This window comes from Streptomyces davaonensis JCM 4913 (assembly GCF_000349325.1).
In the GTDB taxonomy this organism is placed as follows: domain Bacteria; phylum Actinomycetota; class Actinomycetes; order Streptomycetales; family Streptomycetaceae; genus Streptomyces; species Streptomyces davaonensis.
The window spans coordinates 1396235-1420097 of record NC_020504.1; the positions used below are offsets into that span (position 1 = coordinate 1396235).

At 71.7% G+C, this 23863-nt stretch carries 19 protein-coding genes; 7 read left to right on the forward strand and 12 right to left on the reverse strand.

Going from position 1 to position 23863, the window contains the following annotated elements; all coding sequences use genetic code 11:
* Positions 1-52: 52 nt before the first annotated feature.
* On the forward strand, positions 53-1096 hold the full coding sequence (locus BN159_RS06170; protein WP_197541366.1) for an IS630 family transposase: 1044 nt from the start codon (positions 53-55) through the stop codon (positions 1094-1096).
* A 522-nt stretch (positions 1097-1618) separates the two neighbouring features.
* Here BN159_RS06170 and BN159_RS06175 read toward each other — a convergent pair.
* The 10 genes from BN159_RS06175 to BN159_RS06220 all read right to left on the reverse strand — a co-directional run bounded on the left by BN159_RS06175 (position 1619) and on the right by BN159_RS06220 (position 13656).
* Positions 1619-1915, reverse strand: a complete 297-nt coding sequence (locus BN159_RS06175) for a hypothetical protein (RefSeq protein WP_157901077.1) — start codon at positions 1913-1915, stop codon at positions 1619-1621.
* Positions 1916-2087: 172 nt separating this feature from the next.
* Complete coding sequence (locus tag BN159_RS06180; protein ID WP_015656062.1) at positions 2088-3152, reverse strand: TRAP transporter substrate-binding protein; 1065 nt, start codon at positions 3150-3152, stop codon at positions 2088-2090.
* Between the two features lie 28 nt (positions 3153-3180).
* Positions 3181-4194, reverse strand: coding sequence for a BMP family ABC transporter substrate-binding protein (locus BN159_RS06185; RefSeq protein ID WP_015656063.1), 1014 nt, complete (start codon positions 4192-4194; stop codon positions 3181-3183).
* 123 nt (positions 4195-4317) lie between these two features.
* Positions 4318-4986: a response regulator transcription factor gene (locus BN159_RS06190; RefSeq protein WP_015656064.1), complete on the reverse strand. Its 669-nt coding sequence runs from the start codon at positions 4984-4986 to the stop codon at positions 4318-4320.
* Entirely contained in the window at positions 4977-6755 is a 1779-nt protein-coding gene (locus BN159_RS42745) for a histidine kinase (RefSeq protein ID WP_015656065.1), read from the reverse strand. Before BN159_RS42745 ends, BN159_RS06190 begins: the two co-directional genes overlap by 10 nt.
* 254 nt (positions 6756-7009) lie before the next feature.
* The gene (locus BN159_RS06200) at positions 7010-8119 is read right to left on the reverse strand and encodes a TRAP transporter substrate-binding protein (protein WP_078598759.1); all 1110 of its coding nucleotides are present in this window, start codon (positions 8117-8119) and stop codon (positions 7010-7012) included.
* Between the two features lie 66 nt (positions 8120-8185).
* Positions 8186-9754 (reverse strand): sensor histidine kinase, encoded by a 1569-nt coding sequence (locus tag BN159_RS42750; protein ID WP_015656067.1) that lies wholly within the window; start codon positions 9752-9754, stop codon positions 8186-8188.
* Positions 9755-9773: 19 nt separating this feature from the next.
* The gene (locus BN159_RS06210) at positions 9774-10109 is read right to left on the reverse strand and encodes a response regulator (RefSeq protein WP_197541372.1); all 336 of its coding nucleotides are present in this window, start codon (positions 10107-10109) and stop codon (positions 9774-9776) included.
* 74 nt (positions 10110-10183) lie between these two features.
* Positions 10184-11302, reverse strand: a complete 1119-nt coding sequence (locus tag BN159_RS06215) for a PASTA domain-containing protein (RefSeq protein WP_015656069.1) — start codon at positions 11300-11302, stop codon at positions 10184-10186.
* 212 nt (positions 11303-11514) lie between these two features.
* The gene (locus BN159_RS06220) at positions 11515-13656 is read right to left on the reverse strand and encodes a SpoIIE family protein phosphatase (protein WP_015656070.1); all 2142 of its coding nucleotides are present in this window, start codon (positions 13654-13656) and stop codon (positions 11515-11517) included.
* Positions 13657-13911: 255 nt separating this feature from the next.
* Here BN159_RS06220 and BN159_RS06225 point away from each other — a divergent pair, with 255 nt between their 5' ends.
* The 5 genes from BN159_RS06225 (at position 13912) to BN159_RS06245 (ending at position 21736) form a co-directional block, all read left to right on the forward strand.
* Positions 13912-16371 (forward strand): SpoIIE family protein phosphatase, encoded by a 2460-nt coding sequence (locus BN159_RS06225; RefSeq protein ID WP_231905583.1) that lies wholly within the window; start codon positions 13912-13914, stop codon positions 16369-16371.
* A 214-nt stretch (positions 16372-16585) separates the two neighbouring features.
* The gene (locus BN159_RS06230) at positions 16586-17593 is read left to right on the forward strand and encodes an NADP-dependent oxidoreductase (protein WP_015656072.1); all 1008 of its coding nucleotides are present in this window, start codon (positions 16586-16588) and stop codon (positions 17591-17593) included.
* 26 nt (positions 17594-17619) lie between these two features.
* A complete protein-coding gene (locus tag BN159_RS06235; protein ID WP_015656073.1) occupies positions 17620-18672 on the forward strand; it encodes an alcohol dehydrogenase catalytic domain-containing protein in 1053 nt (350 codons plus the stop codon).
* Positions 18673-18831: 159 nt separating this feature from the next.
* Positions 18832-20055 carry a choice-of-anchor Q domain-containing protein gene (locus BN159_RS06240; protein WP_015656074.1) on the forward strand — a complete coding sequence of 408 codons (1224 nt, stop codon included), beginning with the start codon at positions 18832-18834 and terminating at the stop codon, positions 20053-20055.
* Between the two features lie 40 nt (positions 20056-20095).
* Positions 20096-21736, forward strand: a complete 1641-nt coding sequence (locus tag BN159_RS06245) for a carboxylesterase/lipase family protein (RefSeq protein ID WP_015656075.1) — start codon at positions 20096-20098, stop codon at positions 21734-21736.
* On the opposite strand, the gene BN159_RS06250 is transcribed toward BN159_RS06245, so the two are convergent.
* Positions 21717-22340 (reverse strand): TetR/AcrR family transcriptional regulator, encoded by a 624-nt coding sequence (locus tag BN159_RS06250; protein WP_015656076.1) that lies wholly within the window; start codon positions 22338-22340, stop codon positions 21717-21719. The two genes, BN159_RS06245 and BN159_RS06250, sit on opposite strands and share 20 nt — an antisense overlap.
* 104 nt (positions 22341-22444) lie before the next feature.
* Here BN159_RS06250 and BN159_RS06255 point away from each other — a divergent pair, with 104 nt between their 5' ends.
* Entirely contained in the window at positions 22445-23299 is an 855-nt protein-coding gene (locus tag BN159_RS06255) for a hypothetical protein (RefSeq protein ID WP_015656077.1), read from the forward strand.
* An 85-nt stretch (positions 23300-23384) separates the two neighbouring features.
* Here the strand turns inward: BN159_RS06255 and BN159_RS06260 are convergent, their stop codons facing one another.
* Positions 23385-23786 carry a hypothetical protein gene (locus BN159_RS06260; RefSeq protein ID WP_015656078.1) on the reverse strand — a complete coding sequence of 134 codons (402 nt, stop codon included), beginning with the start codon at positions 23784-23786 and terminating at the stop codon, positions 23385-23387.
* Between the last annotated feature and the right edge of the window lie 77 nt (positions 23787-23863).

Sequence of the window (23863 nt, forward strand, 5' to 3'; positions counted from 1 at the left end):
ACTTCTTCTTATTGATCCGAAACGGTAGATGTTCTGGGTCGTTGATCCCTGCGTGAGTGAACTGGTGGGGGACGCAAGGCAGTTGTCGCCGTCGGCTCAGGAGGCCCTTCGACTGCGAGCGGTGGCCGCGTTGGTGGCGGGCCGGGACCGTGAGGATGTCGCGGCGGTGTTCCGGGTCTCGCTCAAGGCGGTGGACAATTGGTGGGCGAAGTGGCTGGCCGGCGGGCGCGAGGCGCTCGTGGCTCAGCCGCGTGGACGCCGGGTCGGCGAGCATCAGGTTCTCGACGCGGTCGAGCAGCAGGCGATCCGGCAGGCGGTTCTGGATCACCGCCCCTGTGACCTGGGGCTGGCCGGGCAGCTGTGGACGCGCGCGGGAGTGGGGGGCCTGATCGCGAAGCTGTACCGGGTGCGGCTGACCGAACAGGGGGTGGGCAAGTACCTGCGCCGCTGGGGCCTGTCGTTCCAGCGCCCGGACAAGCGGGCCGTCGAGCAGGACGCGGAAGCGGTCCGCGTCTGGCGGGAGGAGACCTGGCCGGCGATCCGCGCGAAGGCGAAGACCGAGGGCGGGGAGGTGCTCTTCGCCGATCAGGTCGGCATCCGTTCCGACCAGGTCACCGGCCGCACCTGGGGTGAGCGGGGCCGCACACCGGTCGTGCACCGCACGGGCAACCGGTTCTCCGTCAACGCGATGTCCGCGATCAGCACGAAGGGCCGCATGCACTTCATGGTGTTCACCGAGACCTTCGACGCCGACGTCATGTGCCGCTTCCTGGACCGGCTCGTCGGCCACTTCGACCACAAGGTGCACCTCGTCCTGGACGGTCACTCCGCGCACCGATCCCGCAAGGTCCGCGCTTGGCTGGCCGATCATCCGGACCGGATCGAGCTGCACTTCCTGCCGTCGTACTCGCCGGAGCTGAATCCCGACGAGCTGGTCAACGCCGACCTCAAACGGAGTCTGCCCATGCACAGCCGGGCCCGCGACCAGGCCCAACTCGCCGCCGAGACCCGCAGGTTCTTCCACCGCCGCCAACGTCAGCCACATATCGTCCGCGGCTACTTCGGCGGCCCGCACGTCCGCTACATCCTCGAATAGAACCGATTGAGTTTCGGATCAATATGTCAATCAGGCCGCCTGCGTAAGGTCAGCATGCTCGGTGCTGGTCTGGGCGTCGCGGAGGAGGGCTCGGTAGACCACGTCCGACAGACGGCGCCGCAGGTCACGGCACTGGCTGGCTTCTTCCGGGACATCTGAAGGCGCTGAGAAAAAAGCAGCGTGAAACCCCTGCTGAACTGCACAAATGCGAGGCAGGAGGGGACTCGTAGGTATCTCTGGGACTGCTGGCCGGGCGCGGGATCTTTGAGTGACAGGCATGTCACGTGATCCGCCATCGGAAAGATGTCGGCCTGAGCGGATCCCAGAAGAGCCCTCGTCAGATCCGGTTTCTCGGCTCATTGTCCTTCGTACAGACGCGCAGAGCGTCAAGGCCGAGAGTCCGTCCTGCTCAGGGCTGAGCAGACTGCGGCAACCAGCTCTCCCCGGGATCCGCCCCCGCTCGCTCCGGACTCCAGCTCGCCCATCATGGCCCTCGCAGTGTCTCCGGCCGCCATAATGGAGTCATGCCCTCCAGCCGGCCAGGCGCAGCAGTCCGGCGGCGAGGTCCGGCAGTGCGAGTGCGGTCAGCGCGAGGGTGCCGCCGACGCTGAGGAGCCAGGCCACCGACGTCAGCAGGGACAGGGCGACCGCCACGGGGACGCCGCCCATCCCCCATGGGCCCAGGTCCGCGTCCTCGTCGAAGGTGTCGGCGGCGGTGAGGCGCACGGCGACGAGGAGCCAGAAGCAAACGAGCATGACGACGGCGGCCGTGAGCACGATGGTGGGCAGACCGACGGTGGCCATCACAAGCGTCCGCATCCGCACGGTCCCGTCCCCCTTGTCGGTGCCCGGCACCAAAACCCTCTGACGTGCTCCCCGCAGCCCATGCTGCACCACCAATTCCGGTCCCCGCATTGCCGGTTCCCGGCAGTGTTCATGCGGGTCTGGATGCCGACGGCCCACTGAGTGGTCGTCGCGTGCTCCGTCGTGGTCATCCGTCTCCGCACGGCGTCGGCGGGTCCGCCGCGGGGAGCGAATTCTTGAGGGTGCGGATGCGTTGGATGAACGCCTTCGTCCGCGCGTCCCGTTCGAGGAAGGCGTAGACGGGTGCCACGGCCCGCTCCAGCGCTGCGAGTTGGGCCGGGCTCGCGTGCACGACCCGGCCGCCGGCGGCGCAGTGCGTCTTGGCGTCCTGCTCGTCCGACGGGGCGTTGGCGAGCGCCCAGTCCCGGGCGGCGGCGGCCGCCTGGCGCAGCGTGGAGCGCTGGCCGTCCGTGAGGCCCTGCCACACGGCCCGGTTGACGGCGATGACGTTCACCTTGGGGAAGAACGTCACGTTGCCCGTGGCGATCGTCGGGGTGTGCAGGTTGCCGCTCCAGGCGAAGGTCGACTCCGCGGCGTCGAGGATTCCTGCGTCCACGGCGTCGCCGAAGGCGTCTCCCGGATAGTCGTCCGGGAACGCGCCCAGAGCCTCGAACAGGTCGTGGGTGACCTGGGAGCGCGGAACGCGGACAGCGGCCCCGCGGTAGTCGTCCGGGCCGCGCAGCGGTCGGTGGTAGGCGAAGGGGTGGCGGAGCCCTTCGGGCAGCAGGGCGAGACCGACCACGCCCCGGCGCTCCAGCCCGGCCAGCATGTCCTCGGCGAGCGGGTCCGTCACGACCCGCTCGACCAGCGCGTCCGAGGTCACGAGGAAGGGCGCCTGGAGGGCCCGCAGGCTGGTGACACCCTCTGTGTCCCAGCTGCGGGCCGGGATCACTCCCGCGTCGAGGCGGCCCTGCACCACCCGCCGCAGCGCCTGCTGGTCCCAGTCGTCGCCGGGCGGGTCCTGCGCCTCCCAGACCGCCTGTAGGCGCAGGGCGCCGTGCGAGCGGTGGTCCACTAGGCGGACGAACTCCTTGAGCTGCCCGCTGACGGGGGAATCCGACTGCTCGGCGGTGCCGACGGTGAGCGTCACGGGCTCGACGCCGCCCGCCTTGTCGGCGGCTCCTCCGGTGCTGCATCCCGCCGCCAGGGTCAGTCCGAGAACTGCCGCGGCCAGCCGTGTCGTTGCCCGCATCGGTACCGTTCCTCCGTCCTTCGTGCGGTCAGCGGGCCGGCACGCTGATCCGGCCTGCCACGATCTGCGCCTTGAGCGCTTCGAGGCGCGGCACGACGTCGTCGGCGTGGCCACCCGAAGTCGTGTAGCCCACGCCGTTGTTGGCCAGGTCGAAACGGATCTCTCCGGGCCGGAAGTCGCCGCGGTGGGCGTCGACGATGATCCGGCGGACCGCCAGGTCCAGGCGTTTGATCATCGAGGTGAGGATGACGTCCCGCACCTCAGGTGCCGCGGTGCGGTACTGGTCGACGTCGACCCCCACCGCCAGCCCGCCGGCTTTCCGGGCCGCGTCGAACACGCCCGGCCCGGAGAGACCGGCGGCCTGATACACGACGTCGACGCCGGTGGAGTACATCTCCGTGGCGATGCGCCGGGCCCGCTCGGGGTCGTCGAAGCCGCCGGGACCGTCGTCGATCCAGGCGTTGTCCACCGTCACGTCCGGCCGCACCGCAAGCGCGCCGGCGGTGTAGCCCGCGCGGAAGCCCTCCAGTTCGCGGGTGCGCATGCCGCCCAGGAAGCCGATGCGTCCGGTGCGGGACTTCAGGGCCGCGGCGGCGCCGACGAGGTAGGACCCCTCGGGTGCGGCGAAGACGAGGTTGGCGATGTTGGGGCCGGTGATCTCGCGGGCGTCGGCGACGGCGAACCGGACGGCGGGGAAATCGGCCGCGACGGTGGCGAGCGGGCCCGCGTACTCGCCGCTCACCGCGACGACCAAGTCACAGCCCTCAGCGGCGAGTTGCCGGAGCCGCTCCGCCTTGTGGTCTTCGGTGTCCTCGTCACCCGGGGAGAGCTCGACGACCTGCCGTGGGCCCAGCCCCACTTCCGCGCGTGCCTCGTCGACGCCGGCCGCGGCCAGGTCGTTCAGCCAGTTGTCGCCGCGGCCCGGCCATCCGTAGGCCACGCCGACCGCACAGCCGCCCGCGTCCCGGGCGCCGCTGCCGCAGGCCGTGCCGCCCGTGAGCAGCACGACCAGCGACAGCGCGACCCCCGTCCATCGGCGCACCGTTCGCACCTCCCCCTTGTCCCTACCGGTACGACGGGTGTGCCGCCGACCAGTACGACGCTACGGACGGACCGTCCCGCCGGCATCCGTGCTACCTCTGAACCCGGGGCGGCGGGGATGCCGTCACGGCTGCCGCAGGGCGTCCGGATGGGCGCGCAGATAGGTGAGCACGACGAGGACCCGCCGGTGCGCGTCCGCGTGGTCGGCGAGGCCCAACTTCTGGAACACGCGGGTCACATGGGCCTCGACGGTGCGCTCGGTGATGAACAGCCGCATCCCGATGGCCTTGTTGGACAGCCCTTCGGCTACCAGTCCGAGCACTTCGTGCTCGCGCGGCGACAACTCCTGGAGCGGGTCGAGGTGGCGTCGGCGGTTCATCAGCCGGCTGACGATGGCGGGGTCGATCACTGTCTCGTCGTCGCGGATCCGGCGCAGTGCGTCGGTGAGGACCGCCACGTCGGACACCCGCTCCTTCAACAGGTACCCGACGCCTTCGGGGCGCTCCTCGATCAGCCGGAGCGCGTAGCTGGGCTCGATGTACTGGGAGAGCACCAGCACTCCGGTCCCGGGCTGCTCGGCCCGGATGCGCTGGGCCGCGACGAGTCCTTCGTCGGTGTGGGTGGGCGGCATGCGGATGTCGACGACCACGGCGTCCGGTCGCGCCACGCGGGTCCGGGCGACCAGATCGTCCCCGTCCTCGGCCTGTCCCACGACATCGTGGCCGGCGTCCTGGAGCAGCCGGGCGATTCCCTCTCGGGTGAGCATCGTGTCGTCGGCCACGACTAATCGCATGGAAACCCCACCCGTGTGCCGTCCTGCGTGTTCTCGATCCACCCGCCCAGCGCGCCGACCCGGTCGGCGACCCGATCGTACGGGTCGAGCGTCACTCCTTGGAGGTGGACGACCACATTCGGCTCATCTCGTTCGACACGGACCTCGACGAAGGGCGCTCTGTGGCGCTGAGCGGCGTCCACGGCCGCGCCGACGACGGCGTACACCGCCCGCTCGACGGCGTGCGGCAGCCGCTCCGGCGGCACGGCCTCGATCTGCACGGGTACGGACGCCCGGTCGGCGAGCGTCCACAGCGCGGGCTCGAGTCCCGCCTCGTGCAGGACGACGGGGAAGATGCCGTGGGCCGTCTCGCGCAGCTCGGCCAGGACCGCGAGTGCCTCTTCCACGGCGTCCGCCAGCTCGGGGGCGCGTGGATCACCGGCGGCCGCCGCGGCGTTGTGCGCGAGCCGCAGTTCGTAGGTGACGGCCAGCAGCCATTGCTGGGCGCCGTCGTGCAGATCGCGTTCGAGGCGGCGCCGTGCCTCGTCGCCGGTCTCGACAATGCGGGCGCGCGCGGAGCGGAGCTGGGCCAGCCGGGCCAGCAGGGAGGCACGCAGCCGCTCGTTGTCGATGGCGAGCCGGGCCGCGGAGCCGATCTGCTGCTCCAGCTGCCTGTCGTGGGCGTCGGCCCGGTGGTGCACGACGACCGCGATCGGCTCGCCGCCCCGGTGGATCGCGGTCACCACCCGCTCGCGATCGGCCGCGGGCCGTGCCGGGGCGCCGGTGGCGTCGACGTAGCCGTCGGATTCCGGCAGCCGGTACAGCACCTCCAGCCGGGCGTCGCCGAGGGCGTCGGCCAGGGCAGCCCGGAGCGAACCGGGCGGTGGGGCGGCGCCCAGTCCGGCGGCCAGCCGGGCGACGGCGATCCGGCGGCGGCGCTGGCGCACGGCCCACCAGCCGAGACCGAGGACGACAAGGGTCAGGGCGGCGGCCCGAGCGACGAACAGCGCGGCGAAGGGCTGCCGGGCCGGGTCCTCCGCCCGATGCGCGAGGAGCGTCGCGGCGTACGCCGCCTCGGCGAGGCCCGCGACGGCGACGGGTATCAGGACGTACGACCGCTGCGAGTGCCGTACGCCCCGGGAGGCGGCCGCGTCCGCCGCCACCGCCAGAGCGAGCAGCAGGCCCACCGCGACGATGAACACCGCGGACGCCGCCTGCACCGCTCGGGTCAGGCCGGGATCGGCGTGCAGCACCGTGGGCCCGGCGGCACACACGCGCCAGCAGTGCGGGTCCAGATACGGATCGTGGAAGAGCAGCAGGCTCGCACCGACCGCACCGGCCGAGGCGTGGGCGGCGACGGTCAGCGCCCGTCCGTGGCGGACCGGTCGCGCGGCCACGGCGAGGTGTACGAGCGCCCCCACCGCGAACGGCGGCACGGCCAGGGCGATCACGCGCAGCAGCGCCGGCCCCTCCCCGGGCGCGTGCAGCAGCGAACGCACCGGTGTGTCCCCCTGCCAGCCCGCCCACAGCGGCGCCAGCCAGACAACCCCCAGTAGCAGCAGGGGCAGTTGGGCACGGGCGAGCGGGGGGCGCCGCAGGACCTGTCCGGCCGTGAGCAGACTCAGCCCCGGCACGAGTGAGGCCGCCGCGAACGGCGTGGACACCCTCGCGTACGAGGTCACCGACGCGGTGCCGACGGCCATGACGGTGGCGGCACCGGCCGCGTAGGCCGACGTCGCCACGAACACCACCGCCCGTGCGGTCCCCGGGCGCGGCAGACGTACGGGCACGACACTCCCCCTCGGTGCGGTACCGGGCCTGCTAGGGCCTGTCGTTTGAATCAGTCCGGCGTCGCGGGGTCTGGCACGCGCATCTGCGGCGTTGTCGTCGGTTGCCGACGCTCCGCGTCGCCGCCCTCCTCCGCCTTGCAGCTGCACGCTCCCCCACGCTCGAACAACCTCGCGCGGGGGTACCCCCATCGCCCCCGCTCGGCCCCGCCGACCCGTCCCCCTTCTTACAGCCGACCTGATCCAAACGACAGGCCCTAGACCAGGCAGTCGGCGGGCACGTCGAGGGCCGGCTGCCGGGGCAGCTTCGCCTTCAGCCTCTCGATCTCCGCGATGAAGGACTTGGTACGCCCGTCCTGCCCGAGACGAGCGTATTCCGGCCGCACAGCGGCCCGCAGTCCCTTCAGGTCGGCCGCGGAAGCCATCGCGAACCGGACCCCGGCCTCGCACAGCTGCACGACCAATTCGCTTTCCTGGTCCGACAGTCGCGGCGAGCGCCGGGCCGCGTCCGTGGCGGCCTCGCTCAGCCAGCCCCGCTGCTCGCGGGTCAGTCCGTCGAGGAGGTCCGTGTCGGCGATCAGCGCGGCCGTCTGCGGCCACAAGTGGACGTTGGCCGTGATGTACGGGGCGCGCAAGGCGTAGTTGTTGATCCGGTGGCCGATGAGGTACATCTCGAATCCGTCGATCCGGCCCTGTTCCAGGGCCCTGTCGCGGATCGGGCCCAGCCCTTCGAACGGCTCGGCACCGAGGCTGCGCAGAGCGCTCGACTGTCCTTCGGACCGGGCAGTGCCGAAGGCGATCCCCCGCCAGTCCGCCGGTCCGAGCAGCGGCTTGCGCACACCCACGGGCCTGCGCAGCCCATCGGCCAGCAGCGCCAGTCCCGTGACGCCGAGCGGCTCGAGGTCCGGCAGCATCCGCTCGGGAATGCCGCTGTCGAGCACGGCACCCTGAAGGGCGTGGCTGTCGACGAGCAGCGGCGCGGTGAGCGCCTGGAACCCCCGTACACCCAGCGAGTCGAAGGCCCGGGTGCCCGCCCAGCCGAGGTCGGCCTTGCCCGCCGCCACATCCCGGACCACGCGTTGTTCGGAGTCGACGGCGAAGTCGCCCCACTCGTGGGCCACTTCGATCCGCAGCGCCCCGCCGGACACCTCGTCCACCCGGTCGACGAAGTACGCCACGGCCGGTTCGTAGTCCAGGTTGGCATAGCCGTTCGCGAGCGTGAGCGCCCGCGGAGCGCCCGGCCCCCCGGCCTTGTCCCCCTGCCCGGCCGCCGTCGTGCAACCCGCCATCACGGCCGCCGCCAGCACCGCAGCAGCGCTCCGGCGACCCCACCACCTCATGCTCATCCGGGCCCCCCTTTCAGGCATGCACCGACCGTAGGCTCCTGGTGTCGTCCGGGCATCGTGGCTGGCACGGATGCCGGGTCCGCCCGTTCACCGACGGGTGAGGGGGATGCGGGCGGAAAGGACGGTCCCCGTCCCCCGGTCGGAGACGAGGCCGAGGGTGCCGCCGAGCGCCTCGACGCGGTCGGCGAGCCCCTTCAGACCACTGCCGCGGCTCGGGTCGGCACCGCCGACACCGTCGTCCCGTACGGTGATCAGGACGGTGGTGTCCGCGCGCCGCACCTCGACCTCGACCCGAGACGCCTCCGCGTGCTTGATCACGTTCGCCAGTGCCTCCGCGACGGCGTAGTAGACGGCGGCCTCGAACTCGCCGGCGAAGCGCTCGTCGACCACGTCGAGCCGAACCGGCAGTGAGTGGCGTGCGGCCAGGGTCGTCAGTGCACTCCTCAATCCGTCTCCGAGTTCGCGCGGATGCAGTCCGAGTGCGAGCGTGCGCAGTTCGTCCGTGGTGCTGTCGAGACGGTCGCCGGCCCGTGCGAGGGCGTCGGCTCCCGGCCCGTCCGGTTTCGCGCCGAGCGCGCGCAGGGTCTCGCGCAGGGCGGTCAGGCGCTGCTGGGGTCCTTCGTGCAGCCGCCGTTCCAACTGCCGCCGTTCCTCGTCGGCGGCGAACAGCAGTCGCCGCTGAGATGCCTTCACCTCGTCAATCTGGGCCCGCAGTTCGGCGTGCAGGGCGGCGTGCGCGGCGGTCAGCCGGGTCGCGGACTCCACGGCTGCCACGAGGGCCGGATCGTCGAGGACGGCCGGGTCGTGCACGAGTACCGCGAAGGGGTGGCCGTCCCGCTCGATCCGGGTCACCGTACGGCCGTCCGCGGCATCCGGCATCTTCACGGGCCGCCCGGACGGGTCGAGGTAATTCCCGTGGGGCGCCTGCCAGTAGCCGACCACCAGCGAGTCGTCGTCGAGTGCCCGCACCAGGCCCTCGCGCAGCAACCCCGAGCGGTGCTCGCCGAGTTCCACGACGAGGTCGGTCACCGTGGCGGGTTCGGACCGCCCACGGATGCCCTGGGCCGCCAGTACGGCGACCGCGCACAGGGCCGCCTCGTACAGCCACAGGGCGGGTGCCATGGCCAGGGGGGTCGCCCCTACGGCCAGCCGTGCCGCGGCGCCTGCGGCCAGCACGGTGCACAGGGCCGTACCGGCCCACAGGACGACTCGGCGGTGCCGTGCTCTGCGGCTGCCCGTGCAGGTGTGCTCGTGGCGGAGCAGGCCGGCAACCGCCGCCGACAGCACGATGGTTGCGGCCTCGTATCGCCACCAGTTCCCGATGGATGCCGCGTAGCCGACCGCGACACCGGCCCGGGCGGCGCGGGAGCGCGGCCACAGGCCGGGGTACGCGAGGAGCAGGTGTATCAGGGCTCCCCGGTGCCAGAACAACAGTGTCCCGGGCTGGACGTTGGCCGCGAACCACGCCACGGAGGTGAGTGCGAGCAGGCTCGCGGCGCCGCGCGCCGTCGGCCAGGCCCAGCAGGCGGCACCGGCGAACGTGGCGCCAACGAGGAGATCAGGGGCCCATCGTCCGGGCTGGTCCCAGCCGAAGGCCAGGGACTCGGAGGCGATGCCGAAGCCGGTCATGGCCGCCATCGCCACGATGGCGGCCATGACCGGCCACTGACTCGCCCTAGGCGAGAAGGAGGCGAAGTGCGGCACCGGACAGCTCACTCTTCAGCAGGAAGCCACGCACGGGAGCATGCGCGACGCGCGGGCCGTAGGTGGCGGCGGGACGGCTGGAGACCAGGACGACCTGGGGCGGATCGGCCAGCCGTGCCAGCCGGCCGGCCACCTCGAACCCGTCGATGTCGGGCAACCGGACGTCCAGCACGACCAGTTCGGGGCCGTACCGGTCGGCGGCCCGCACCCCGTCCACGCCCGTGGCCGACTCGGCGACGACCACGAAGCCGTCCGCCTCCAACAGCAGCCGCGCCGAGGCCCGGAACGCCTCATGATCATCGATCACGAGCACCGTCTCCCTCACCGCAGCATCGTCCCACGCTGCATGGGCGATCCTCCCTCGGATGCTCTTCGTCCCCGTCAACCGCCCGTCGCGCCACCGGAGTCGGCGGCCGGGGCGCTCGCCGCGCTGTCGGCGGAGGGAACGGAGCCGTCGGTGGGCTCTTCCGTCACAGGAGGGTCGGTGACCGGGGGCGGGCCGCTTGCCACGACGAGGGTCACCACGGAGCCGGGTGGAGCGGTTTCACCGGGCAGCGGAGTCTGGCTGATGACCGTACCGGGTGCGTGGGTGTCGGACGTCTCCTCGGTCGTCTCGGACCGCATCCCCTGGCTCTCCAGCAGCTCGCGCGCCTGGTCGACCGGCATGCCCGTGACCTCGGGAAGCACGACCGACGTTGCCGTCTCCTCGGACGACGGTTCGCCGGTCGGTGACGGCGACTCGGGCAGGACCTCGTCGTCGGTGCCGTCGGAGCCGACCTCGCGGGCCAGACCGGTGTCCGGGTCCTCGACGTCGACGAGCTCGTACACCTCCACGGGCTGCTGTTCCGGTGCGGGCCTCACCTTGGTCATCTTCTTCTCGTCGTACGAGGCCCACTTCTTGTTGTCGCCCTTGAACTCCACCTGCGCGCCTTCGACATCGCGGTCGTAGGCGTCGAGCGGGTTGCCGCAGCTGCACTGCACGGCCGGCCGCCCCAACTCGTCGACCAGGACGGCGATACCCGCTTCGAGCAGCGCGTAGAACGCCGTCGCCTTGCCCTTCTTGTAGTCGTGGTTCTTGATGAGCGTGTCGCCCCGCAGCAGTACCGGCGTCAGCTTCTTCACGAAACCGGGGATCTCGCGCACGCTGTCGAGCCGCTGGACCCTGGCCCACTCCTCGGCCTTGCGACGGTTCTCCGGCCTGCCCAGGAAGTCGACGAGTTTCGCCTTGTCGCAACGGGCGGAGTCCTTGGCCCCGCCGTACAGGCCGGGTTCGTCGCCCCGTACCTCACCACCGATGTGGCTGAGCGCCTCGCCCAGAGCTACGTCCGCCCCGAGGCCGATCGCCTTCTTGAAGAAGGGAGATGCCGTCGGCACACCACGTGCGACTGCCTGTACCGCGACCCTGCCGGCACTGACGCACGCCGTCGCCATCAGCCCGACGACAACCAGAACCACCACGAGCGCGACGGAGCCGCGCGCCCTCCCCCGAGTACGTTTCATGATCGCTCGTCTGCTTCCTTCCGGACGTCGATCCACGGCCGCCGGACGACGTGCCGTGGTGACGTCAGTCTGGAAGCGGAGCAGGTGATGACACATCCGTGCAGGCACGGTTCCGTGGGGCGGAGGACGGCGGTACGCGCCAGTGCGTCCACAGCTTCCCGCTCTCGCGGACGGACCCGTACCGTCCGCTGGTCCGCGCACGTCCCACCGGGCTAGAGAATCTCCTGCTCCACCCAAATGACCTTCCCCTCCGCGGTGTACCGCGTACCCCAGCGCCGCGACAGCTGTGCAACGAGGAACAGACCACGCCCGCCCTCGTCCAGCGTGCGTGCGTGTTGCAGCCGTGGGGAGACGCTGCTGGCGTCGTAGACCTCGCAGGTGAGAACGGACGCGCGGATCAGCCGTAGCCGGATGGGACCCGAGGCGTAGCGGATGGCGTTGGTGACCAGCTCGCTCACCAGGAGCTCCGTGGTGAAGACCATGTCGCCCAGGTCCCAGGCTTCCAGGCACCGACCTGCCACGGCACGCGCGCCGGACACCGCCGCCGGGTCGGAGGCGATGTCCCAGGAGGCCACCCGGTCGGTCCCGAGTCCGTGGATGCGGGCGATCAGCAGGGCCACGTCGTCGTCCCGTCCCTCGACCTCCAGCGTGTTCTGCACCTCGCCGCACATGTCCTCAACAGGCCGGTCAGGATTGGCCAGGGCCGCGCGGAGCCGCTCCAGACCCACGTCCGGGTCCTGCCCGCGTACCTCGAACAGGCCGTCGGTGTACAGGGCGAGCAGGCTTCCCTCCGGCAGCTCGATCTCCGCGGACTCGAACGGCAGGCCGCCCAGGCCGAGTGGCGGGCCCGGTGGGAGATCGGGGAGGTACACCGATCGATCGGGGCCGACGACCGCGGGCGGCGGATGACCGGCCCGCGCCATGACACAGGTGCGGGCCACTGGATCGTAGACCGCGTACAGGCAGGTCGCGCCGAGTTCCGACGGTGCCTGTCCACGCTCCTCGGGGGATTCCTCGGCGATGAGCCCCAGCATCAGATCGTCGAGATGGGCCAGGATCTCCTCGGGCGGCAGGTCGAGGTCGGCAAGGGTGCGTACGGCGGTGCGCAGCCTGCCCATCGAGGCCGCCGCGTTGATGCCGTGTCCGACCACATCGCCGATCACCAGGGCGACTCGTGCCCCGGAGAGCGGGATGACGTCGAACCAGTCGCCGCCCACGCCGCCGCCCGAGGGCAGATAGCGCGTCGCCACCTCGACCGTCGACTGCGCGGCGATCCGGCGCGGCAGCAGGAAGCGCTGCAACGCCAGCGCGGTGTTGCGTTCCTTGGTGTACTGGCGGGCGTTCTCGACGCCGAGTGCGGCCCGTCCGACGATCTCGTCGGCCACGAGGAGGTCGTCCTCGTCGAACGGCTCGCGCGGGGCGCGTCGGAGCAGGGTCGTCATCCCCACCACACGGCCGTGCGTCCGGACCGGGACCAGCAACAGCGCGCACGGGCCGAGGTCCGGTGCGGCCGGGCCGAGCAGTGCGTCGGCGGCGATCCAGCCTTCGCACCCCGGCCCGGACACGGCCTCCCGGTGCGGGGCTCCGCTTGCCAGGCAGCGCGCGCCGGGTGAACCCGGCGGGAACTGCACCGGGCGCCCGACCACCGCGATCCCCTCCGGCGCGCCGCCGTCGGCGCTGCGGACCGCGACGCGCCGCAGCCGCTGGCCGCCGGTCAGCGCTCTGTCGGGGGACTCGCCCTGGAGGACGGAGTCGAGGAGGTCCACGGTGATCAGATCGGCCAGGTCCGGAACGCAGACCTCGGCCAGGCCCTCGGCGAGGCGGAAGACGTCGAGCGTCCTGGCCGTCCACGCTCCGGCTCTGCTCAGCAGGGACAGGCGCTCCCGGGCGCGCCATCGGTCGGTGACATCGAGGACCATGTAGCAGACTCCCCGCACGACCCCCGAGTCGTCCGCCAGCCGGAAGAAGGACGTGGAGTAGGCGTGTTCCCGGTCGGGGTCGGCGCTGGTACGACCGTGGTACTCGACGTCGACGGCGGGCCGCCCGGTCTCCAGCACTTCCTGCATGACCGACTCGATGGCCGCCGCGTCGAGCCGTGGCAGCACCTCACTCAGCCGCCTGCCCAGGCGCTCCTCGCGGGCCACGCCCCCGAGCCGCTCCAGGGCGTCGTTGATCCACACGTAGCGCAGGTCGGTGTCCATGACGGCCATGCCGATCGGGGACCGGGCCAGGAACTGCCCCACCAGGGAGTGGCCGATCTGCCACTCTCCACTTCCGTCTTCGGCACGGTCCGCCCAGGAGCCCGAGGGCGCTGCGGACGGGTCCTGCGCCCGTCCTTGGTCGCTGGAATTCATCGCTGCCTCGTCCATGGCCGCTCGCGGCCGATGAGGCCGTCCTCTCCAGGATGACACCGCGATCGGGCCCGGGCAGGGTGGGCCCGGTGCTCTGTGGTCGTGCCGGCCAGTGCGCCCGCGGAGCCACCGCACGCCGGAAACCGCCGGGGTTTCACCCCGTGCCCTTCCGTACGAGAATGGTGCAGACGCCTCACGCATGGATGCCGCGCCGCCGGTGCAGTGATCGGGGTCAGCATGTCGTCCACGGACAATGGCTTGGGTGCGCGCCTCTTCGCGACGAGCGCTGAGAGGGCGGCCGAGCGTGACGACGTGCTGGTGGACGCGGTCCTCAGGGCCGTCGAGGTGAGCGGGGCGCACGCCGCGAGCGTGTTCCTGGTCTCGGCCGACGGCAGTGCGCTGGTGCTGGCCGCGGCGGCGGGAATGCCGCCCTCGCTGCTGGGCGGGTGGCGGCGGATCGCGGTCAACAGTCCGATTCCGGTCGCGGAGGCCTTCCGCGCCGGGCGGACGGTCCATCTGGCCGACGCCGAAGCGACCGTACGGCGGTTTCCCCAGCTCGCGATCGCCGTGCCGTATCCGTTCGGCTCGGCCTCCGTACCCGTGGCGGCGGGGCGGGACATCCTGGGCGTGCTGGCCGTGGTGTGGGCCGCCAAGCCCGGCGGTGAGGGGTTGTCCAAGGCCCGCAGGCGGCACCTGCGCACCACGGCCGGCCGCCTTGGCACCGCGCTGGCCCGGCTCAGAGCGGGCGACACCGACGGCGGCACACCGGAGGCTCCGCTGGAGGTCCCGATCCCGGCTGTGTCCGCCGTACGGGTCGGCCTGTTCGACTGGGATGTGAGCACCGGGCGGCTGACGGCGGACGCCACGGCGTGTGCGATCTTCGGGCTGAATCCCGACGAGTTCGACGAGCGGGCGGCGACGCTGGCGGCTCAGGTGCACCCGGCGGACCGGCAGGCCTTCCGGGCCGCTGCCCGGGACGCGGTGAAGGACGGCCGGGTGCTGGCCCGGTGCGTCCGTATCCCGGAGACGGGCGGCGGGCACCGCACGATCGAGCTGTGGGGTCGGGTGCCCACCCCGCATGACGGCGCGGATGCCGCCTCCCACGTGGTGGGCGGCGTCCTCGACCTGGGCAGCGGGATGGCCGCGGCGGCAGCGCTGGAGCGGCTGGCGGACGGATTCTTCGCGCTCGACCGGGACGGGCGCATCACCTACGCCAATCACCGCCTGGTGCGGCTGGTGCACACGCGCCGCGGTGATCTGGTGGGGCGACGCCCCTGGGAGGCGCTGCCGTGGCTGGCGGATCCCGCCTTCGAGGATCGTTTCCGGGCCGCCCAGGTCTCCCAGCAGCCCGTTTCGTTCCTCGTCCGAAGCCCGCGGGAGCGGCTGCTGTTCTCGTTGCGGCCGGACACGCAGGGCACGACCGGGTGGGTGACGCCGGCCTCGGATCCCGGCCCGACCATCGCGGATGTCGTGCCAGGTCAGGATTCCGCGGGCCCCGCGCCGACGCGCCCGGGGGCCCTCTACCGCATCCTGGAGATGAGCAGCGCGCTCACCGAGGCGGTCACGGCTCTGGATGTCTGCGGCGTGGTGGCCGACCAGTTGCTGCCCGCGTTCGGTGGCCATCGGCTGGCCGCCTATGTGGTGCGCGAGGGGCGCCTGCACCTGCTGTGCCAGCGCGGCTATCACGAGAGCTTCCTGGACCGGTTCGAGGGCATCTCCCTGCGGCAGGCCTGGGGGCCCGTCACCGGGTCGCTGGCCGGCGGCACCCCGCTGTTCATCGAGACACCGCAAGAACTGGCGCGGGCCTACCCGGAGTTGGAGGCCCTGTCGCGGTCTCTCGGGTTCCTGCCGTTGATCGCCTCCAGCCGACCCGTGGGAGCCCTCGTCCTCGGCTTCGACGAGGTGCATCGGTTCACCGGCGAGGAGCGCGGTCTGCTGTCCGCGCTCAGCGGCCTGATCGCCCAGGCGCTGGAGCGGGCGCGGCTCTACGACGCCAAGAACGCCTTGGCCCACGGCCTTCAGCACGCCCTGCTCCCGCACGAGTTGCCGACTCTGCCGGGGGTCAACGTGACCGGCCGGTACCTGCCCGCCACCGCGTGGATGGACATCGGCGGCGACTGGTACGACGCGATCGGAACCGACCACGGCATCGCCCTGGTCGTCGGCGACGTCGAGGGCCACAACGTCGCCGCCGCGGCCACCATGGGTCAACTCCGCAGCGCGGTGCGGGCGTTCGCCTCAGCGGGCCTGCGGCCCAGCGAGGTGGTGGCCGCCACCAACCGGCTCCTGATCGACCTGGGTCCCGGCCTCCTCGCCAGCTGCTGCTACGTCCTGCTCGATCCCGCCACCGGCGCCGCCCACGTGGTCCGCGCCGGCCATTGCCCGCCCCTGCTGCACCGGCCCGACGGCCGCACCGAGACCGTGGAGCCGCCCGGCGGTCCGCTCCTCGGCATCGACCGCGGCGCCGAGTATCCGCAGGCACCCTTGACCCTGTCGCCGGGGTGCCTGCTGGCCCTCTACACCGACGGGCTGGTCGAAACCCGCGACGCGGACATCACCGCCGGCATCGACCGGCTGCGCACCCAGCTCGCCCACGCCGACACCGACTCGCTGGACAAACTCGCCGACGCCCTCCTGCACAGCGCCAAGCACGCCCCGAAACGCACCGACGACATCGCGCTCCTCCTCACCGAGTACACCCGTGCGGTCAGCGTGTGATCTGCGGCGTGGACGAACCTGAGCGTCCTCCGGCACCTGTCTTGATCCGCCCCGTCGCGACCGGCATCTCTTGCCTCCCGCGCCTCGGCCCCGTACGCTCACCGCTCATACCGACCGGCTGGTATGTCATGTAACCCGCTCAGTCCACGACCACGGGCATCCGCCGATCGTCACGCGCCGCCAGTCAACGCGACCGTCCGAGGAGCCGCCGAAGATGAGCACGATCAACCACCAGGTGCGCCTGGCCGCCCGTCCCGTGGGAGAGCCGCAGCCCACCGACTGGCAGCACGTGGAGGAGCCGGTCGGGCAGCCGGGCGACGGGGAGTTCCTGGTGCAGGTACTGGCCCTGTCGATCGACCCGGCGATGCGCGGCTGGATGAACGCGGGCCGGTCCTACATCCGCCCGGTGGAGATCGGCGAGGTCATGCGCGCCGGTGCCGTGGGACGCGTGATCGCCTCCCAGCACCCCGGTTTCGCGGTCGGCGACCACGTGTCGGGGTCCTTCGGCGTGCAGGAGTACTGCGTCTCGAACGGGCTCGGCGTGACCAAGGTCGATCCGACGGCGGCCCCGCTGCCGACGTATCTCGGCACCCTCGGCATGTCGGGTCTCACGGGCTACTTCGGGCTGATCGACATCGGGCGTCCCGAGCCGGGCCAGACCGTCGTCGTGTCCGGTGCGGCGGGCGCGGTCGGCAGTGTCGTCGGGCAGATCGCCAAGATCATGGGCTGCCGGGTCATCGGCATCGCCGGCGGCGAGGCCAAGTGCCGGATGATCGTCGACGAACTCGGCTTCGACGCCGCGATCGACTACCGCAGCGAGGACGTCCGCAAGGCGCTGCGCCGGCACGCCCCCGACGGCGTCGACGTGTACTTCGACAACGTCGGCGGCGACATCCTGGACGCCGTGCTGCTGACCCTGGCGCGCGGTGCCCGCATCATCGTCTGCGGCGCGATCTCCCAGTACAACAGCACCAAGCCGCAGGGCCCCGCCAACTACCTCTCCCTGCTGGTCAACCGCGCCACCATGACCGGCATGGTCGTCTTCGACTACGCCGACCGCTACGCCGAGGGCATCACGCAGATGGCCACGTGGCGGGCGGAGGGCCGGCTCAAGTCCCTTGAGGACGTGGTCTCCGGCGGCGTGGCGGACTTCCCCGACACCCTCATGCGCCTGTTCCGCGGTGAGAACCACGGCAAGCTCGTGCTGAAGATCGCGGACTGAGCGGGCGGAAGGGAGGGAGCCAACCGATGAAGGCACTGACTTACCACGGCCGCCACGACATCCGCTACGGCGACGTCCCCGACCCGGCCGTGACCAGCCCCACCCACGCGGTCGTCCAGGTGACCACGGCCGGCATCTGCGGCAGCGACCTGCACATCTACCACGGCAACCCGTTCAGCCCGGAACTGGGCTACACACCGGGACACGAATGCGTCGGCGTGGTCGTGGAGACCGGCGACCAGGTCACCCGCTTCAAGCCCGGCGACCGCGTCCTGGTGCCCGCCTCGGCGGGCTGCACCCAGTGCCGGTCGTGCGCGGCCGGGTTCACCGCCCGGTGCGAGCGCGCCAAGACCAGTACGGAACTCTGCTACGGCGTCAGCCCCCAACTCCCCGGCAGCCAGGCCCAGGCCCTCGCGGTGCCGTACGCCGACATCAACCTGGTGGCCCTGCCCGAGGGCATCTCCGACGAGGCCGCCGTCGTCCTGACGGACAACGCCCCGACGGCCTGGTACGGCTGCCGCCGCGCCCGCATCCAGCCCGGCGAGACCGTCCTGGTCATCGGCCTCGGCCCGGTCGGGCTGATGGCCGCCCAGTCCGCCTTCGCGATGGGCGCCGCGCGGGTGCTCGGTGCGGACCTGGTCGCGGAGCGCCGCGCCTTCGCCGCCGGCCTGGGGGTCGAGCCGGTCGAGGGCGAGGACGCGAAGGCCGCGGTGCGGGAGATGACCGGGGGACGCGGACCGGACGCGGTGGTGGAGGCCGTGGGCTCGGACGCCACCATCGACCTGGCCCTCAAGTCCGTCCGGCAGGCGGGCCGCGTGAGCGTCATCGGCGTCAGCCAGAACAAGGCGTTCCCCTTCCACATGGGACTGGCGCAGATCAAGGAACTCGAGTTCGCCATCGGGCTCTGCTCGATCCACTACGAACTCCCCGCCCTGATCGCCCTCGCCCAGGCCGGCCGGATCCAGCCGGAGGCCGTGGTCTCCCACCGCTTCCCCCTCTCCCAGGGCCCCGAGGCATACGAACTGTTCGCCAACCGCTCCGACGGAGTCCGCAAGATCCTCCTCGACCCGACCGGCTGACCGATTCGGTCAATCTCCCTACCCGTCAGTAGACACGGGCCGTTCTGAATGGAACGCTCGCTCCAGAACGCGACGACCCCGTTCGCCGCACGAGCCTCGCACCATGCACACCGGTAAGTCCTCGTACGCCCGGAATCCTCGCCGAGAGGAGTGCATCCCATGAGGGTCCGAGTCACTACGGCGGTGCTGACCGCCATCGCCATCGCCGCGGGCGTCCACCTCGCCCCCGCATCCGCGTCCGCCGCCGAGCCGGCGGAGTTCACCGTGGACACCACCGCCGACGCGGTCGACGCCGACCCGTCGGACGGCCGGTGCCTCACCGCGTCCGGCGCGTGCAGTCTGCGCGCCGCGGTGATGGCCGCCAACTCCCGGCCGGGCAGCACGATCACGCTGCCGCCCGGCCACTACCGGCTGACGATCCCGCCCGACCCCCGGCTGATCGTCGGCGACCATCCCGACCCCACCACAGGCGACTTGAACGTCGACGCCCCCACCACCATCACGGGATCGGGCGCGCGCACCACCGTCATCGACGCGGGCCTCCTGGACCGGGTCTTCCGGCTGCGCGCGGACACCCGTATGTCCGATGTGACGATCACCGGGGGCAGGGCCGTACAGCGTGAACTGCCCTTCACCGACACCGGTGGTGGCGGCATCGCCAACGCCCACCACCTGACCCTGCGCCGGGTCGCCGTCACCGGGAACTCCGCCGGGTACGGCGGCGGCATCTTCAACGTCCCGGACTCCCACCTGGATCTCATCGACAGTACGGTCAGCCGGAACACCGCGGGAGAGGCCGGCGGCATCAGATTCGACGACACCGGCACTGTCACGAACTCGACGATCGCGGACAACCGGGTGACGAACCCCGGCGACCGTCCCGGCAGCCTCGGCGGCTACGGCGGAGGCATCGACATTCGCGGCACGGGAACGGTGCAGATCCTCAACTCGACCATCGCACGCAACAGTTCCAGCGACGGCGGGGGCGGGATCAACATCGCCCCGGCCTACCTCGACAGCCTGCCCGCGCCCCTCCCGGACCTGCCCCTGGGCCGCATGACCCTGCGCAACTCGATCATCGCGGGCAACACCGTCGACGGCGCCGCCGCCGACTGCAAGAAGGCCTTCGCGACCATCGCCTCCCTGGGCCACAACATCAACGCCGACGGAAGCTGTCGCCTCACCGCCGCGGGCGATCTGCCCAGCCGTGACCCGCTGCTCGGGCCGCTCACGGACAACGGCGGCCCGACCGACACCGCGGCGCTCCTGCCGGGCAGCCCCGCCCTCGACGCGGCCGCCGACTGCCCGGACACCGATCAACGCGGCATCGCCCGCCCTCAGGGCGCAGCCTGCGACATCGGCGCCTACGAGCACACGCCGTGACCCCGCACCGCCATCAACGCCGATGAGGATGCGATGAGAGATGACTTCTCCGAGTCCGCGCCACCCCCTTGGCTGGGTCCTGGCCGCCGTTGCGGCCCTGTTGCTGTCCCTCACCACTCCCCCGGCCGTGGCCGGCCAGGACTCCCTGGTCGTGCGCACCGACCGCGGCCTGTTGCGCGGGGCGGCCGACCGAGCCGGCGGACGGGTCTTCCAGGGGATACCGTTCGCCGCCCCACCGACCGGTGAGCTGCGCTGGCGACCACCGCAGCCCGCCGCACGATGGCACGGCGTACGCGACGCCACCGCCCCCGCGCACCCGTGCCCCCAACTGCCGTTGACGCTGCTCCCCGACGGCGGTCCCGTCCTGCCCGGCGAGTCCAACCGCACCGGCAGCACGACGGAGGACTGCCTGTACGTCAATGTGTGGACCCCCGCCCGCACCACCGGCCGCCCCCTGCCGGTGCTGGTCTGGCTGCACGGCGGCGGCAACGTCTACGGCGCGGGCAGCGACTACGACGGCTCGGCGCTGGCCGCGAGGGGCCTGGTCGTGGTGACCGTCAACTACCGCCTCGGAGCACTGGGGTTCCTCGCCCACCCCGCCCTGTCGGCCGAGAGCACGGACCACGCCTCCGGCGACTACGGCCTGATGGACCAACAGGCCGCTCTGCACTGGGTGCAGCGCAACATCGGCGCGTTCGGCGGCGACCGGAACCGGGTGACGCTCGGCGGCCAGTCCGCCGGTTCGGCGGACACCTGCGCCCACATCGCCTCGCCCACCGCGAAAGGCTTGTTCCACCGCGCGATCCAGCAGAGCGGAAGCTGCGCCTCGCCCGACGCCCTCACCCCGCTCACGCTCGACGCGGCCGAGCGCAAGGGCAGCGGCTTCGCGGCCTCCGTGGGCTGCACGGACCCGACAACGGCGGCAACCTGCCTGCGCACCGTGCCCGTCTCCGCGCTCATCGGCACCGCCGGAACGGGGCCGGCGTCCCTGTGGGGCCCGAACACCGGGCCGCGCATCCTCCCCCGCCCTCCGCAGGCGGCATGGGCCGAGGGACGGGTGAACGCGGTACCGACACTGAACGGCAACACCCATGACGAGTACCGCTACTTCACCGCGCTGTACGTGGATCTGCTCGGCGGCGGCCCGTTGACCCCCGAGTCGTACGCCGCGCTGATCCGGCTCCAGTACGGCGAGCGCGCGCCCGCGGTCCTCGACACGTACCCGGCCTCGGCGTACGCGACCCCCAACCTGGCGTACTCCGCCGTCGGCACTGATCAACGATTCGCCTGCCCGGCCCGCTCCGACAGCCGCCTGTACAGCACGCGGGCGCCCGTCTACGCCTACGAGTTCACCGACCCCGAGGCGCCCCCGTTCATCCCGGCACCGCACACCCCGCAGGGCGCTTTCCACGCCTCCGAACTGGCCTATCTCTTCCCCATGGAGGCAATACGCCCCCTGACTCCGCCCCAACACCGCCTCTCCGCGACGATGACCACCTACTGGGCCCGCTTCGCCGCGACCGGCAACCCCAACGCGCTCGGCACACCGTCCTGGCCGCGCTACACGCCGATGGGAGACCGCATCCAGCAACTGACACCCGACCGGGTCGGCCCCACCACCGGATTCGCGACCGATCACCACTGCACGTTCTGGCAACCACTCACTCAGGCGCACCCCTGACCGCCACCCCGTGATGTGCCGCCAGCGCCCGCAACGCCACCCGCAACGGCCCGGTTTCCAGGGCGGCCCCCGCATCGAACCAGCGGGCCACGGCCGTCCCGCTCGCCATCCGCAGCGTGAAGCGCGCCAGTTCGTCCGCCACCTCGGGGCGTTCACGCAGCCCGAAGACACAACTCAGCGCATCCCGGGCCCATTGCATCAGGGCGTCCCGGTAGTGCCGCACCTCGGCCACTGCCGCCGCTGTGGCGTCCTGCTGCACCATGCCCAGCCCCAACAGCAGTCGCACACTGGGCTGATGACGCTGGAACGCGTCCCCGACCTCGGTGAGGAAGGCCTCCAGCCGCTCGTCGAGGTCGCGGCCCGGCACCTCGGCCGGGGGCAGGGCGGCCAACAGCGTGGTTTGGGCCCGCTCCAGCACGGCGACGTAGATCCCGTCCTTGCTGCCGAAGTGCCAGTAGAGGGAGCTGACCGGCAGGCCGCACGCCGCGGAGATCATCGAAATGGACGTGGCGGCGTAGCCGTGCCGGGCCATCAGCTCACCCGCGGTGTCGAGTATCGCGTCCCGTGACCGTGCGCCGCGGCCCCGGGCCGGTGCCTCCGTCATGCGGCCGACTCTAGAGGAAGCGCAGGCCGAGGCGCCCCTGGGCTGTGGTGACTGTGAGAAGCTGCGGGCCGAGCCACCCCTCCACCATCCAGAGTGAGGTAGTCATGCCCGGTCGGCCCGAACCCGCCTTCTTGCCGTCGATCACGTTGCGCGGGTACGGCGACAGTATCTGGCTTGAGGGCAGGGCCGTTCTCCTCGAACAGAACGGCACGCGGCGGCGGATACCGATCACGGCGATCGAAGGCGCCCGAGCTGTCGGCGCCGGGCAGCGATCAGTGGAGATCGCTCTTTGGGGCACTGACGGCGCTCCGGGACCGGTGTTCGTTGTGGAGGGACGGCATGCCGATCAGGCGGAACGTCTCGTCGAGGTGATCAACCGGGCGCGGCCGCAGAGTGCTCCACCGGGCGGAGGAGCGGGCCTGGTCGAGGTGTTGCCCGACAGCTCGGTGCCCGGCCGGAAGCGCATGAGTCCGCGCGAGCGCGTTGCGGCGCTCACTGCACTCATCGTCTACATCGGGGGTGCTGCCTCGCTCGCGCTGTTCGGGGAACCGGTCCAGGTGATGATGTGGGTGCTCGGCGTGATGCCGGTCCTCCTGGGCCTGATCATCTCCGGACCTGCCGTGGTGAACGCGCGCGACCGGCTGGTGCTCAGGAAGCGGGGCGTCGCGGTCGTCGCGCTGCTCGATCGCGACCACGGGAAGCGGCGGTTCTTCAAGTACACCGACCTGGACGGCGCCGTGCACGAGATTCAGGCCGACTACGCGGCAAGGGGGCTCGGGGGCGACCCACAACGCATCAACGTCGTCTACGACCCGCACCACCCGGAGAAGGCCGTCTGCACCCTGGAACGGTCGACCCTGGTCTTCAGGACAGTGGGGGTCGGTCTGCTCGGAGGACTGCTCCTGTCCGTCGGATTCCTCATGATGCCGTTCCAGCTGGTGCTCCTGGCTCTTTCCTGAGCCTTCGAGGTTCAGGCCGCACTAAAGGGCTCTACCGCGGCTGTCGCTCGTCCCGGCCGGGCTCAGGATCGGCCGGGGCGGGTGTTCAGAGGGTGGGGGACTTCTCGCGGAGGAGGACGGTCGTACGGAGGGCGGAGTGCAGGCGGAAGGTGTTCGTCCACTCGCGGTCCCGCGTCGGAGGGAGCTGCCAGCACAGGCCAGGGCACATGACACGGTGGAGCGGGGGGATCGCCACGTGGCAGCCCCGGCCCAGCACGCGCGCCTGCGGGACGTTCCAACTGGCGGCGGAGCCAGGTGGGATCAGCCAGTACAGGCGCTCGCCGAAGCTGTCCCTGATCACGGCTCCGGTCTCGTCGCCGAGGTGCCGGAGGACGTCGATACCGAGGTCGAGCGGTACGCGTACGGCATCCCACCAGCTCCCCGCGGCCACGGTCCGCACCTCGACGCCGCCCGGCTGCATCCACCACGAGGTTCTGCCGACTGCCATCGCCCTCACCGGCCTCCCGATCCGACACCCCGAACCGTAGAGCGGAAGCGGGCCGCCGACTTGCAGCAGAGCGCAGA